At 64.2% G+C, this 12,889-nt stretch carries 14 protein-coding genes; 5 read left to right on the top strand and 9 right to left on the bottom strand.

All coding sequences use genetic code 11. The annotated features are described in order from the left end of the window. Positions 1–3: 3 nt before the first annotated feature. From IVB48_RS30655 to coxB, 6 genes are all read right to left on the bottom strand, one after another. Positions 4–900: a cytochrome c oxidase subunit 3 gene (locus IVB48_RS30655; RefSeq protein WP_007599437.1), complete on the bottom strand. Its 897-nt coding sequence runs from the start codon at positions 898–900 to the stop codon at positions 4–6. Positions 901–977: 77 nt separating this feature from the next. Continuing rightward, complete coding sequence (locus IVB48_RS30650) at positions 978–1,628, bottom strand: cytochrome c oxidase assembly protein (RefSeq protein ID WP_247405971.1); 651 nt, start codon at positions 1,626–1,628, stop codon at positions 978–980. Positions 1,629–1,633: 5 nt separating this feature from the next. Beyond that, positions 1,634–1,810, bottom strand: coding sequence for a hypothetical protein (locus IVB48_RS30645; protein WP_007599435.1), 177 nt, complete (start codon positions 1,808–1,810; stop codon positions 1,634–1,636). After that, positions 1,807–2,751, bottom strand: a complete 945-nt coding sequence (locus tag IVB48_RS30640) for a heme o synthase (protein ID WP_027570034.1) — start codon at positions 2,749–2,751, stop codon at positions 1,807–1,809. Before IVB48_RS30640 ends, IVB48_RS30645 begins: the two co-directional genes overlap by 4 nt. Before the next feature lie 60 nt (positions 2,752–2,811). Then, the gene (gene ctaD / locus IVB48_RS30635) at positions 2,812–4,437 is read right to left on the bottom strand and encodes a cytochrome c oxidase subunit I (RefSeq protein WP_007605061.1); all 1,626 of its coding nucleotides are present in this window, start codon (positions 4,435–4,437) and stop codon (positions 2,812–2,814) included. A gap of 87 nt (positions 4,438–4,524) precedes the next feature. After that, positions 4,525–5,364 (bottom strand): cytochrome c oxidase subunit II, encoded by an 840-nt coding sequence (coxB, locus tag IVB48_RS30630; protein WP_247362964.1) that lies wholly within the window; start codon positions 5,362–5,364, stop codon positions 4,525–4,527. Between the two features lie 448 nt (positions 5,365–5,812). Here coxB and IVB48_RS30625 point away from each other — a divergent pair, with 448 nt between their 5' ends. The 4 genes from IVB48_RS30625 (at position 5,813) to IVB48_RS30610 (ending at position 9,298) form a co-directional block, all read left to right on the top strand. Next, complete coding sequence (locus tag IVB48_RS30625) at positions 5,813–6,358, top strand: invasion associated locus B family protein (protein ID WP_247405968.1); 546 nt, start codon at positions 5,813–5,815, stop codon at positions 6,356–6,358. 118 nt (positions 6,359–6,476) lie between these two features. Further along, positions 6,477–7,904 (top strand): metalloprotease TldD, encoded by a 1,428-nt coding sequence (gene tldD, locus IVB48_RS30620; RefSeq protein ID WP_027570031.1) that lies wholly within the window; start codon positions 6,477–6,479, stop codon positions 7,902–7,904. Next, positions 7,901–8,677: a signal peptidase I gene (lepB, locus tag IVB48_RS30615; RefSeq protein ID WP_018460010.1), complete on the top strand. Its 777-nt coding sequence runs from the start codon at positions 7,901–7,903 to the stop codon at positions 8,675–8,677. The genes tldD and lepB overlap by 4 nt, the downstream gene beginning before the upstream one ends. Positions 8,678–8,731: 54 nt before the next feature. Then, positions 8,732–9,298: a nucleotidyltransferase family protein gene (locus tag IVB48_RS30610; protein ID WP_247405965.1), complete on the top strand. Its 567-nt coding sequence runs from the start codon at positions 8,732–8,734 to the stop codon at positions 9,296–9,298. A 123-nt stretch (positions 9,299–9,421) separates the two neighbouring features. Here the strand turns inward: IVB48_RS30610 and IVB48_RS30605 are convergent, their stop codons facing one another. The 3 genes from IVB48_RS30605 to IVB48_RS30595 all read right to left on the bottom strand — a co-directional run bounded on the left by IVB48_RS30605 (position 9,422) and on the right by IVB48_RS30595 (position 12,083). Beyond that, on the bottom strand, positions 9,422–10,006 hold the full coding sequence (locus IVB48_RS30605) for a PAN domain-containing protein (protein ID WP_247405962.1): 585 nt from the start codon (positions 10,004–10,006) through the stop codon (positions 9,422–9,424). 112 nt (positions 10,007–10,118) lie between these two features. Further along, a complete protein-coding gene (locus IVB48_RS30600) occupies positions 10,119–11,489 on the bottom strand; it encodes a glutamate--cysteine ligase (protein WP_247405959.1) in 1,371 nt (456 codons plus the stop codon). A gap of 99 nt (positions 11,490–11,588) precedes the next feature. Then, positions 11,589–12,083 carry a MarR family winged helix-turn-helix transcriptional regulator gene (locus IVB48_RS30595; RefSeq protein WP_027570026.1) on the bottom strand — a complete coding sequence of 165 codons (495 nt, stop codon included), beginning with the start codon at positions 12,081–12,083 and terminating at the stop codon, positions 11,589–11,591. A gap of 126 nt (positions 12,084–12,209) precedes the next feature. Between IVB48_RS30595 and gstA the strand changes: the two genes are divergently transcribed. Continuing rightward, positions 12,210–12,824, top strand: a complete 615-nt coding sequence (gene gstA, locus IVB48_RS30590) for a glutathione transferase GstA (RefSeq protein ID WP_247405957.1) — start codon at positions 12,210–12,212, stop codon at positions 12,822–12,824. Positions 12,825–12,889 lie beyond the last annotated feature (65 nt).

Below are 12,889 nucleotides of genomic sequence, written 5' to 3'. Positions count from 1 at the left end.
CGCTTAGTGCGCGCCGTGGGCCATGGTCTCGGCGCCGTGTCCCCAGACATAGATGCAGAGGAACAGGAACAGCCAGACCACGTCGACGAAGTGCCAGTACCAGGCGGCGAACTCGAAGCCGAGATGCTGGGTCGGCGTGAAGTGGCCGGCATAGGCGCGGAACAGGCACACCAGCAGGAAGATGGTGCCGACCAGCACATGGAAACCGTGGAAGCCGGTCGCCATGAAGAAGGTCGCGCCGTAGACGTTGCCGCCGAAGGAGAAGGCCGCGTGGCTGTACTCATAGGCCTGCACGCAGGTGAAGAGCGCCCCGAGCACGACGGTGAGGATCAGGCCATATTTCAGGCCCTGGCGATCGTTCTCGAGCAGCGCATGATGGGCCCAGGTCACCGTGGTGCCGGAGGTGAGCAGGATCAGCGTGTTCAGGAGCGGAAGATGCCAGGGATCGAAGGTCTCGATGCCGTGCGGAGGCCAGGTGCCCGGCACGGCGCAGGCGCCGGCTGCCGTCCCGAGACCACAGCCGAACACCGCATCGCGGGTGGCGTGGACGGCGTCGGCCGGGAAGAGCGCCGCGTTGAAATAGGCCCAGAACCAGGCGACGAAGAACATCACCTCCGAGGCGATGAACAGGATCATGCCGTAGCGGTGATGCAGCTGCACCACGCGGGTGTGATCGCCCTTGTACTGGGCTTCCCTGATCACATCGCCCCACCAGCTCGCCATGGTGTAGAGCACACCGACGGTGCCGACACCGAAGATGATCGGCGCAGCCGAGAACATGTGGTGCATCCAGGTGATCGCGCCGACCGCCATGATGAAGGCGGAGATGGAGCCGACGACGGGCCATGGCGAGGGATCGACCAGATGGTAGTCGTGATGCTTGGTGTGCGCCGTTGCCATTTGCGGTCTCGCTCCTCAATCCCGTGCCTGTCAGGCACTTATCCCCTTATTCCAACCCCGGCGCGTGAGCCCGGAGATCAGAGATTTCCCTTGCGTTTGTCGTCTTCGCTGGCCGCGAGCGGCTTCACCACCGAATCCTTCACCGGATAGAACGTGTAGGACAGCGTGATCGTATTGAGACCGTCGTTCTCGTGGTCGTCGGCAATCGACGGATCGACGTAGAACACGACCGGCATCTCGCGCTTCTCGCCGGGCGCCATGGTCTGCTCGGTGAAGCAGAAGCAGTTGATCTTCTGGAAATAGGATCCGACCGTCAGCGGCGCGACATTGTAGGCGGCCTGGCCTGCGGTGGTCCGCGCGGCCTGGTTGGTCACCGTGTAGAAGACGGTCACGACCTGGCCGATATTGACCTCGATCTCGCTCTGCTCCGGTTCGAACTTCCAGGGCAGGCCGGGCGCAACGTTGGAATCGAAACGCACCGCGATCTTCCGTGCGATCGGGCCGCCGGCCGGCGCCGAGGTCGCGACCTGGGTCGTGCCGTTGAAGCCGGTGGCGCGACAGAACCAGTTGTAGAACGGCACCGCCGCGTAGGAGGCGCCGACCATCAGCGCGACCACGCCGCCGCAGATCGAGGCGACCACCACGTCGCGGCCAAGCCCCTTGGCAGGCCTGCGGCCTTTGGTGGCCGTCCGGCTCTGATCCCGCGATATGATCGGCTTCTGATCCATGTTTCCTACATCGGCCGGACGAGCACGGCCGGCCCCTTGACCATGGTCACGGCGAAGAACAGCACCACGAGCACGCCGAGCGCGAGCGCGATCGCGATCGAGCGCTGACGACGGCTCTTCTTCTGCGCCTCGGTGAGGACGATTCCATCTATCTCGGGTTTGTCGGCCATTCCTGCGATCATGCGCCCCCTACCATCGGCGCAAGCGCCCGGAACACGACCTCGGCCAGCAAGGTCGCAAACAGCGCAAACAGATAAAGGATGGAGAACGCGAACAGCTTGCGGGTCGCCCGCAGCGATTGGCTGCGCTCGCGGCGCACATAGACATTGATGGCGAACGCCAGCATGCCGGCGCCGAGGATAAGCGAGACGATGCCGTAGATGGCGTCGAAATAGCCGAGCGCCCAGGGCGCAGCCGCGACTGCGATCAGCACGATGGTATAGAGCAGGATCTGAAGCCGCGTCGCGTCGGGACCGGCGACGTTGGGCAGCATCGGAATGCCGGCGCGCGCGTAGTCGTCGGAGCGGAACAGCGCCAGCGCCCAGAAGTGCGGCGGGGTCCAGAAGAAGATGATGGCGAACAGCAGCAGAGGCTCGACGTCGACCGTGCCTGTGACCGCGGCCCAGGCCACCACCGGCGGCAGCGCGCCGGCGGCACCGCCGATCACGATGTTCTGCGCGGTCCAGCGCTTCAGGCCGATCGTGTAGATCACGACGTAGAAGAAGATGGTGAAGGCGAGCAGCGCGCCCGCGATCCAGTTGACGAGGATGCCGAGCGTCATCACCGAGAAGAAGGCGAGCGTCATGCCGAAGGTCATCGCCTCGGGACGGGTGATGCGGCCGCGCGGAATCGGCCGGTTCGCCGTGCGCGACATCTTGGCGTCGATGTCGCCTTCGAGCGCCATGTTGAGCGCCCCGGACGCGCCGGCGCCGACGGCGATGCAGAGCAGCGAGGTGAAGGCCAGCACCGGGTGGAAATGCCCGGGTGCCATGGCCATTCCGACCAGCGCGGTGAAGATCACCAGCGACATCACCCGCGGCTTCAGTAGCGCGATGTAATCGCCAACCTCCGCTTCGGAGATGCGGGGATTGATGTCGACGGCATTGTGGTCGAGGACGGACACTAGATTGACTCGCTTCTTTGTCGAGCCGCGGCGCCCGTCACGGGCGCCGCGAGCGTTGGCTTACTGCACGCGGGGCAGCACTTCGAACTGGTGGAAGGGCGGCGGCGAGGGCAGCGTCCACTCCAGCGTGGTCGCACCTGCACCCCACGGATTGTCGCCAGCCGGCACCTTCTTCGCGAAGGCGTCGATCACGCAATAGAGGAAGATCAGCACGCCGAAGCCGGAGATGTAGGAGCCGACCGACGAGACCAGGTTCCAGCCCGCGAACGCGTCGGGATAATCGACATAGCGCCGCGGCATGCCCGACAGACCGAGGAAGTGCTGCGGGAAGAACACCAGGTTCACGCCGATGAAGGTGACCCAGAAGTGCGCCTTGGCGAGCCCTTCATTGTACATGTAGCCCGACATCTTCGGGAACCAGTAGTACCAGCCGGCGAAGATTCCGAACACCGCGCCGAGTGAGAGCACGTAGTGGAAGTGCGCGACGACGTAGTAGGTCTCCTGCAGCACGCGGTCGACGCCGGCATTGGCCAGCACCACGCCAGTGACGCCGCCGACGGTGAACAGGAAGATGAACCCCACCGCCCAGATCATCGGCGCGCGGAACTCGATCGAGCCGCCCCACATCGTGGCGATCCACGAGAAGATCTTCACGCCGGTCGGGACCGCGATGACCATCGTGGCGGCGACGAAATAGGCCTGCGTCGCCGAGGACATGCCGACCGTGTACATGTGGTGCGCCCACACCACGAAGCCGATGCCGCCGATCGCGACCATGGCGTAGGCCATGCCGAGATAGCCGAACACGGGCTTACGCGAGAAGGTCGAGACGATCTGGCTGACCATGCCGAAGGCGGGCAGGATCAGGATGTACACTTCGGGGTGACCGAAGAACCAGAACAGATGCTGGAACAGCACGGGATCGCCGCCGCCTTCGGGGTTGAAGAACGTCGTGCCGAAATTGCGGTCAGTGAGCAGCATCGTGATCGCACCGGCGAGCACCGGCAGCGACAACAGCAGCAGGAACACCGTCACCAGGATCGACCACACGAACAGCGGCATCTTGTGCAGGGTCATGCCCGGCGCGCGCATGTTGAAGATGGTGGTGATGAAGTTGATAGCGCCGAGGATCGACGAGGCGCCCGCCAGATGCAGCGACAGGATCGCGAAGTCGACGGCCGGGCCCGGATGGCCCGAGCTCGACAGCGGCGCGTACATGGTCCAGCCGGCGCCGACGCCGTTGGCGCCCGGCTCGCCCTCGACGAAGGTCGACATCAGCAGGAGCGCGAACGACGCCGGCAGCAGCCAGAACGAGATGTTGTTCATGCGCGGGAACGCCATGTCGGGCGCGCCGATCATCAGCGGCACGAACCAGTTGCCGAAGCCGCCGATCATCGCAGGCATGACCATGAAGAAGATCATGATCAGACCATGGGAGGTCACGAACACATTGTAGGTGTGCGTCTCGTGGAAGATCTGCACGCCCGGATACATCAGCTCGGCACGGATCGCGATCGACATCGCGGCGCCGATGACGCCGGCGATGACCGCGAAGATCAGGTACATCGTGCCGATGTCCTTGTGGTTGGTCGAATAGACGTAGCGCCGCCATCCGGTCGGATGGGCGTGCTCGTCATGTCCGTGGTCTTGCGCGTGATCGCCGTGTGCCGCTGCGCTCGTTGCCATTTTCTAATCCTGCCTTGCGTCCCGATCGGACCTCTGGAGGTCCCGCCTTATGTCGCTTTCAGTTTCCTCGACCCCGTCACCCGGCGCTTACTGCGTCGGGCCGGCCGTGGAGGCGTAGGTGCTGGTGCCGCCGCTCGCGTACTTCTTCTTCGCGGTCTCGACCCAGGAGGCGAACTCCTGGTCGCTCACCACGCGGATGGCGATCGGCATGAAGGCGTGGTCCTTGCCGCACAATTCCGAGCACTGGCCGTAGAACATGCCGGTCTTGGTGGCCTTGAACCAGGTCTCGTTGAGCCGACCCGGAATGGCGTCGATCTTGACGCCGAAGGCCGGCAGAGCAAAGGCATGAATCACGTCGGCCCCGGTCACCTGAACCCGGACCACCTTGTTGACGGGCACCACCATCTCGTTGTCGACGCCGAGCAGACGGGGCTGCTTGTCCTGGGCCATCAGCGAGTCGAACTCGAACTTGCCGTTATCCGGATAGGCGTAGGACCAGTACCACTGCTTGCCGGTCGCCTTGATGGTCAGATCCGCTTTCGGCACGTCGAGCTCGAGGAACAGGAGGCGGAACGACGGCACCGAGATACCGACCAGAATCAGCACCGGAACGAGCGTCCACGCCACCTCGATCAGCGTGTTGTGCGTGGTCCGCGACGGCACCGGATTGGCTCTCGCGTTGAACTTCACGACCACGATCACGAGCAGCGCCAGAACGAACAGCGTGATCAGCGTGATCAGCACGAACAGGAAATTGTGGAACCAGACGATGTTGTCCATCACCGGGGACGCGGACTGCTGAAGAGTCCACTCCCACGCAGCCGGTTGCCCGAGCTCGGCAAATGCCGCGCCGCCCGTCGCCAGCGTCAGACCCGCCACGGCCAATCCCAGCAAGTGCCGGCCCACCGGGCCCATCGACATCTTCATGCCGTTCGCGCTCCCCTAACGAAATCACCCCAAGTGCATTCCCCTATTTTCGGGAAACGCTTTATTCGATCCCCCCGTCTGACAAACCGCCGCGCAAGAATACCTCTAAGAGGAATTGGGGCCAGATCGCTAGAACGCCGAAATCAAGCCTCTCAAACCATAATTCTTGATCTATCGCAATGCAGTCTTGAGCCTCGTCTGTCAGCCATCACCCGCAAGATATTTCCTAGTAACATCAGACAAAATTACCATTTCCCGGGATGCTGCGGCTTGACAGCGGAATTGCCCGCGGTAGGCACTGGCAGACAGCCGCACAGGAACCTGATTCGTGCGGGCGACGGCGGCCGTGGCGGCGTGGAATTTGCTTGCGAATCGCCTCCAAGACGCCGTCATTCCCGTATCAGTCCGCCCGGCGCGAGCGACCCAGGCGAGCAGAGGGACCGACCCGATGGGGTTTTCGAGATCCATGGCAAGGCGAGCTAAAAGCCAGGCTGGCAGCCTCACGATGCTGGTTGCCCTGCTGGCGGCGGTCGCCGTCCTGGCGCTTCCGGGCCTCGCCCATGCGCAGGGCGCGGTGCGCTCCGTCCATGGCGACTGGCAGATCCGCTGCGACACCCCGCCGGGCGCCCAGTCCGAGCAATGCGCCCTGATCCAGAGCGTGGTGGCCGAAGACCGCTCCAACGCCGGCCTGACCGTGATCGTTCTCAAGACCGCCGACCAGAAGAGCCGCCTGATGCGGGTGGTCGCCCCCCTCGGCGTTCTCCTGCCCTCCGGCCTCGGCCTCAAGCTCGACAACCAGGATGTCGGCCGTGCCGGCTTTGTCCGCTGCCTGCCCAATGGCTGCGTCGCCGAGGTCGTGATGGACGACAAGCTGCTCGGCCAGCTCCGCACCGCCAAGACCGCGACCTTCATCATCTTCGAGACCCCGGAAGAAGGCATCGGCTTCCCGCTCAGCCTGAACGGGCTCGGCGAGGGATATGACAAGCTGCCGTAGGGTGAAGGGCGGTTAGACCCGCGAATCCTATTGTTTCCGTAATGTGAGACTTGGCGCCCTCGCGGAACTGCCGGGAAACCATTATCTTGCCTCACATCCCCCGATAATGGACGGACGCATGACCAACCCTGCCACAACCTCCCTGCTCGACCGCGCCAATCTCGACCGCGACCAGGTTCGCAACGAGCTCGCGCGCGGGCTTGCCGGTGCCGACGACGGCGAATTGTTCCTCGAATACAGCCAGACCGAAGCGCTGATGTTCGACAATGGACGGCTGAAGCAGGCGACCTACGACACCTCGCAGGGTTTTGGCCTGCGCGCCGTCAAGGACGACGCCGTCGGCTATGCGCATTCCTCCGACGTGTCGCTGCCGGCGCTGATTCGCGCTGCGGACGCGGTCGCGGCGGTGCGCGGTGGTTATTCCGGCAGCTTCGCCGCGCCTCCAGCGCATACCAACGTGCGGCTTTATAGTGACGACAATCCGCTCGATGCCCCCGGCTTCGAGACCAAGGTCAAGCTGCTCGCCGAGATCGACGCCTATCTGCGCGACAAGGATCCGCGGGTGCGGCAGGTCAGCGTCAGCCTGGGCGCGACCTGGCAGGTGGTCGAGATCCTGCGGCCCGACGGCGAGAGCTATCGCGACATCCGCCCGCTCGTGCGCGTCAACGTCTCCGTCGTCGCCGGTCAGGGCGACCGCCAGGAGAGCGGCAGCAAGGGCTATGGCGGCCGCGCCGGCTACGCCGAATTCATCGAAAGCAAGAATTGGCGCGACGCCGCCGATGGCGCGCTGCGCGAGGCCCTGGTCAATCTGGAATCGGTTCCCGCCCCCGCCGGCGAGATGGACGTCGTGCTCGGGGCCGGCTGGCCCGGCGTAATGCTGCATGAGGCGGTCGGCCATGGCCTCGAAGGTGACTTCAACCGCAAGAAGACGTCTGCGTTTGCCGGCCTGATGGGTCAGCAGGTCGCGGCCAAGGGCGTCACCGTGGTCGACGACGGCACCATTGCCTCGCGCCGCGGCTCGCTGTCGATCGACGACGAGGGCACGCCGACCAACCGCACCGTGCTGATCGAGGACGGCGTCCTGGTCGGCTACATGCAGGACCGTCAGAACGCGCGCCTGATGAACATGAAACCGACCGGCAACGGCCGCCGCCAGGGCTATGCCCATGTGCCGATGCCGCGCATGACCAACACCTACATGCTCGCGGGCGACCGTGATCCGGCCGAGATCCTCGCCTCGGTGAAGAACGGCGTCTTCGCCGCGAATTTCGGCGGCGGCCAGGTCGACATCACCTCGGGCAAATACGTGTTTCAGTGCACCGAGGCCTACAAGATCGAGAACGGCAAGATCGGTGCGCCCCTGAAGGGCGCCATGCTGATCGGCAACGGGCCGACCGACCTGCATCGCATCCGCATGATCGGCAACGACCTCGCGCTCGATACCGGCATCGGCACCTGCGGCAAGAACGGTCAGGGCGTGCCGGTCGGCGTCGGCCAGCCGTCGCTGTTGATGGAACGCATTACGGTGGGTGGAACAGGCGGATGAGTGTCGAGAAGATAACTGTCACCACCAAGCGGAAGAGCAGCGGCTGGGGCGGCCAGCTCGTGCAGCTCGCAGGCATCGTCGCGGCGGTGTTCATCGCCAAGGGTGCGCTGGCCGAGCCGTTCTACGTGCCGTCGGGGTCGATGGAGCCGACACTGTTGATCGGCGACGCCTTGATCGCCTCGAAATTCCCCTACGGCTACGGCACCTCGTCGCTGCCGATCCAGATCAACCTGCCCGAGAGCGGCCGCGTGTTCGCGGAGACACCGAAGCAGGGCGACGTCGTGGTCTTCCGCTGGCCCGGCGACCGCTCGCAGGCCTGGGTCAAGCGCGTCGTGGGCCTGCCCGGCGACCGCATCCAGCTGCGCCAGGGCCAGCTCTTCGTCAACGACCGCCCCGCCGAGCTGAAGCCGGACGGCGTTGGCGCCGCCGAGGACGACAATGGCGGCAGCGAACCCGCCTATCGCTATGTCGAGACACTGCCGAACGGCGTCTCGCATCTGATCTTCAAGATGCGCGACAACGGTCCGCTCGACAATACGCAGGAAGTGACGGTGCCGGCCGGCCATCTCTTCGTGCTCGGCGACAACCGCGACAACTCCGCCGACAGCCGCGTGCCCTTGCGCTCCGGCGGCGTCGGCATGCTGCCGATCGACAATCTGGTCGGCCGCGCGGATGCCGTGCTCGGATCCTGGGATCTCGGCATCCGGGGCCAGCCGGTGTGGACCTGGCTGTCCGGATTTCGCATGGCACGGTTTTTCACCGCCGTGCATTGAAGGCCGGAATGTCTTCACTCCTCTCCTGCACGCAGGAGAGGGAGCGCAACAGTAATGATCCGCGACGAATTTCTGGGTCTCGCCCTGCGAAATCCGTTCAACGCAGCGATCCTCGATGAACTCCATCGCCTCGCGCTGCCGGATGCGTGGCTCGTCGCGGGCTGCCTGGTGCAGACGGTGTGGAACGTGCTCACGGGCCGCCCGATCGATCACGGCATCGCCGATTACGACGTGTTCTATTTCGATTCCGACACCTCATGGGAGGCGGAAGATGCGGTGATCCGCAAGCTGCACGCGCAGCTCGCGCATCTCAGTCCCAAGGTCGAAATCCGCAACCAGGCGCGGGTGCATCTTTGGTATCCCGGCAAGCACGGTCTGCCCTATCCGCCCTTGATGCGCGCGACCGACGGTATCGACCGCTTCCTCACGGAGAATACGCAATTGGGCATTCGCCCTGCCGGTGGGGATTTCGACGTCTACGCGCCGCACGGGTTCGACGACGTGGCGAAGCTGATCGTGCGACCCAATCGGGCGCCGAATTTTTCCGCGGCCAATTACGTGGCGAAGGCGGCACGCTGGAAGACGCTGTGGCCCGAGATCACGGTGATCGCGGCCGAGTGAGATGTCCGCTTTACCCTCCTCGTCATTGCGAGGGCGAAACGACGAAGCAACCCAGACTGCCGCCGCGGAAGCAATTCTCGAGTGCTTCGCTACGCTCGCAATGACGGTGGTGAGAGCTGCATGCTACCGCACCACGCCCGACGTGAACCCCGCCTTCCGCCGCGGCGGCTTGATTTCCTTTTTCAGGAAGCAGCGCGCTTCGCGTCCGGTGTAGCCCGGGCGGGCATAGGTGAAGGCGCGACATTTGTTGTCGGCGGTGCAGGCGGCCTTGCAGGCTTCTTCGCCTTCGCCGTCCTTCATCTCGAAATTGCGCAAATCGCCGCCGGGACGGTCGATCGAGGTCTCCACGCCTTCGACACGCGGCTCGATCACGCCGGCGCCGCGCACACCGGAGATGCAGCAGCTTCCCGGCACCCGCGCAGGCACGGTGTTCTTCAGCCAGCACACCGCCGAGCCGCCTTCGACGTCAGGGTAGCTGAAGCTCCACGAGCGGCAACGACGGTCGCGCTCGCACAGCAGCGCGCAATCCTCCGGATCGCCCGACGTGACCGGGGTGCTGAAATAGTCTCCGCCTGGCCGATCGAACGCCGTCTGCGCGCGCGCAGGCCAGCTCGCAAACGCGAGCGAAAGCAGCGCGGCGCAGGCCACGACGCTTGCCAAGACGCTTGCCAGGACCCTTGCCATGACGGCCAGGCGGCCCTTCCCCATCGGAACAGCTTTCGAGTTATTGACGACGCTCGGGTTTTTCAGCCGGCCATTTGATCGCCGCAAACCTGTACGGGCGATGAACGGCTCGTCTCCCGACCGTTGGGACCTTGGTCTAGAACGCGTATTCCGCGTACGCCGGTTCCACCGAGCCGTTCCACGGGCCCTTGAACTTCTCGAGCATCTCCTCAGCCGGCGTGCGGCCGGAATCGATGATGCGATCGAGCGGCTCCAGATGCCTGGTCTCGTCGCGGCCGAGCTGGTCGATCCGGCCGCGCCGGCGCAGGCCGGCATGCGCCAAAGCGAGGCAGTCCTTGGCGATCTCGAACAGATAGCGGTCCTTGATCCGCGCCTTGAAGCCGAAGCGCGGCACGTCGTCGCGCAGGGCCTGGCGCTCATGCGCGCTCCAGTGCTTCACAAGGTCCCAGGCGGCATCCAGCGACACATCGTCGTAGAGCAGCCCGGCCCAGAACGCCGATAGTGCCGGCAGACGGCCCCACGGACCACCATCGGAGCCGCGCATCTCGAGATAGCGCTTGAGCCGCACCTCCGGGAAAATCGTCGAAAGATGGTTGGCCCAGTCGGACAGCGTCGGACGTTCCCCGGGCAAATTGTTGTTGCGGCCATCGAAGAAGGCGCGGAACGAGGAGCCCGAGACGTCGATGTAGTCCTCGTCGCGTTTGACGAAATACATGGGCACGTCGAGCGCGTAGTCGACATAGCGCTCGAAGCCCATGCCATCCTCGAATGCCCAAGGCATCATGCCGGCACGCGCGTTGTCGGTGTCGCGCCAGATCTCGGACCGGAAGGAGAGGAAGCCATTCGGCTTGCCCTCGGTAAACGGCGAGTTGGCGAACAAGGCGGTTGCGGCTGGCTGGAGCGCGAGCGAAACACGCAGCTTCTTGACCATGTCGGCTTCGGAGGAGAAGTCGAGATTGGTCTGGACCGTGCAGGTCCGGTACATCATGTCGAGGCCGTACTGGCCGACCTTCGGCATGTAATTGGTCATGATCTTGTAGCGGCCCTTGGGCATCACCGGGATGTCGGCGCGCGACCAGGACGGCGTCATGCCGAGCCCGAGAAAGCCGATGCCGAGCGGCGTCGCGATCTCGCGCACCTGCGCCAGATGCGCCATCAGCTCACTCTGGGTCTGGTGCACATTCTCGACCGGGGCGCCCGAAAGCTCGAACTGCCCGCCGGGCTCCAGCGAAATCGCGCCGCCGCCGGTGACGTCGTAGAGGCCGATGATGTTGCCCTTCTCCATGATCGGCTCCCAGCCGAGCAGGAGTTTCATGCCTTCGAGCAGCGCGCCGATACCGCGCGGGCCTTCGTAGGGCACCGGGCGGTGGCCTTCGAGCGTGAACGGCGTCTTCTCATGCTCGGTGCCCATGCGGAATTCGGACGGGTCCTTGCAGCCTTCCTCGAACCACTTGACGAGCTCGTCACGCGATTGCAACGGCGTCATATCGATCTGGTCTCGCGCCATATCAGACTCTAATCAAAAGCGCTTCGATCGAACGCGCGTGGGTGACAGGGATGGTCCGCGCAGCCACCGGCTGCACGGACGAGCTCGTGTGCCGCGCGCTCATCGCGACGGCGTGGTTTCGTTGACGTGGGCAGGCGGCAGTTTCATCTCGCCGCACGAGCAGCCGAGACGGTCGAGCAGACCGCTGAGCTTCACGGCATCCGCATCGGACAGTTTCGAACCGACATATTTCTCGATCGCGGCCGAATAGGCGCCCCACATCCGCTTCTGCAATTCGCGGCCGGCTTCCGTGATCTCCACGAATTGGCCGCGCTTGTCGATCTTGCATTCACGCCGCGAGGCGAGGCCTTCGTCGACCAGACGGTCGATCAGCCGCGATGTCGAATATTGCGGGATCAGCATCTGCCGTTCGAGTTCGACCGGCCGGAGCTCGCCCGAGGGCGCCCGTGACAGTTCAAGCAGCGCGTCATACCATGCCAGCGGCGGGAAGCCGGCCTTCTTCAGGTCCTGCTCGACGCAATTGAGCACGCGGCTCTGCACCCGCATCAAGCGGATCCAGGCGGAAGTCGCCTCGGTCGATGGTTTGCGTTTCATGGTCCCGCTCAAGCTCGTCGCCCGTCTCTTACCCTATTCGATGCACCTGCATCAATCTTGACTATTTCAAGCAGATGCATGTAGTCGTTCTTTCGCCTGAGCCAAGCAACAAGAGGAGGAAATTCCATGAAATTGTACTATTCGCCCGGTGCCTGCTCGCTATCCCCCCATATCGCGCTGCTGGAGGCCGGCCTGCCCTATGAACTGGTCAAGGTCGATATCCGGGCCAAGAAGCTCGAAAACGGTGAGGATTATCTGAAGCTGAACCCCAAGGGCCAGGTCCCTGCGCTGGGCCTCGATAGCGGAGAGATCGTGACCGAAGGCCCGGTGATTGTCCAGATGATCGCCGATCAGGCCTCAGCCAAGGCGCTGGCGCCGGCCCACGGCAGCTCCGAGCGCTACAAGCTGCTCGAATGGCTGAACTTCCTCACCTCGGAGGTCCACAAGAGCTTCGGCCCGATGTTCGCGCCGGCGCTGAACGACGAGGCCAAGGCCTTCTTCAAGGACCGCGTCATGGGCAAGCTGAAATACATCGACAGCCAGCTCGCCGGCCGCGACTACCTCATGGGCAAGCAGTTCACGGTGGCCGACGGTTATCTCTTCACGATGCTGACCTGGGGCGACCGGATGAAGTTCGACCTCTCGGCGATGCCGAACCTTGCCGCGCACAAGACCCGCGTCGCGGCGCGGCCGCAGGTGCAGGAAGCGATGAAGAAGGAAGGGCTGATTCAGGCTGCCTGAGGCGCAGATGCGAAAGGCCGGATCGAGATCCGCCCTTTCGTATTTTTCATCCCGGCTAGGGGTTC

Origin of the sequence: Bradyrhizobium sp. 76, from assembly GCF_023073025.1 — a bacterium.
Classification (GTDB): Bacteria; Pseudomonadota; Alphaproteobacteria; order Rhizobiales; family Xanthobacteraceae; genus Bradyrhizobium.
This window is presented reverse-complemented; position numbering and strand designations above follow the sequence as displayed.

Coding starts and splice junctions, on each gene's coding strand:
- IVB48_RS30655 (WP_007599437.1), bottom strand. CDS start 900: ATGGCAACGGCGCACACCAAGCATCACGACTACCATCTGGTCGATCCC.
- IVB48_RS30650 (WP_247405971.1), bottom strand. CDS start 1,628: ATGGATCAGAAGCCGATCATATCGCGGGATCAGAGCCGGACGGCCACC.
- IVB48_RS30645 (WP_007599435.1), bottom strand. CDS start 1,810: ATGATCGCAGGAATGGCCGACAAACCCGAGATAGATGGAATCGTCCTC.
- ctaD (WP_007605061.1), bottom strand. CDS start 4,437: ATGGCAACGAGCGCAGCGGCACACGGCGATCACGCGCAAGACCACGGA.
- coxB (WP_247362964.1), bottom strand. CDS start 5,364: ATGAAGATGTCGATGGGCCCGGTGGGCCGGCACTTGCTGGGATTGGCC.
- IVB48_RS30625 (WP_247405968.1), top strand. CDS start 5,813: ATGGGGTTTTCGAGATCCATGGCAAGGCGAGCTAAAAGCCAGGCTGGC.
- tldD (WP_027570031.1), top strand. CDS start 6,477: ATGACCAACCCTGCCACAACCTCCCTGCTCGACCGCGCCAATCTCGAC.
- lepB (WP_018460010.1), top strand. CDS start 7,901: ATGAGTGTCGAGAAGATAACTGTCACCACCAAGCGGAAGAGCAGCGGC.
- IVB48_RS30610 (WP_247405965.1), top strand. CDS start 8,732: ATGATCCGCGACGAATTTCTGGGTCTCGCCCTGCGAAATCCGTTCAAC.
- IVB48_RS30605 (WP_247405962.1), bottom strand. CDS start 10,006: ATGGGGAAGGGCCGCCTGGCCGTCATGGCAAGGGTCCTGGCAAGCGTC.
- IVB48_RS30600 (WP_247405959.1), bottom strand. CDS start 11,489: ATGGCGCGAGACCAGATCGATATGACGCCGTTGCAATCGCGTGACGAG.
- IVB48_RS30595 (WP_027570026.1), bottom strand. CDS start 12,083: ATGAAACGCAAACCATCGACCGAGGCGACTTCCGCCTGGATCCGCTTG.
- gstA (WP_247405957.1), top strand. CDS start 12,210: ATGAAATTGTACTATTCGCCCGGTGCCTGCTCGCTATCCCCCCATATC.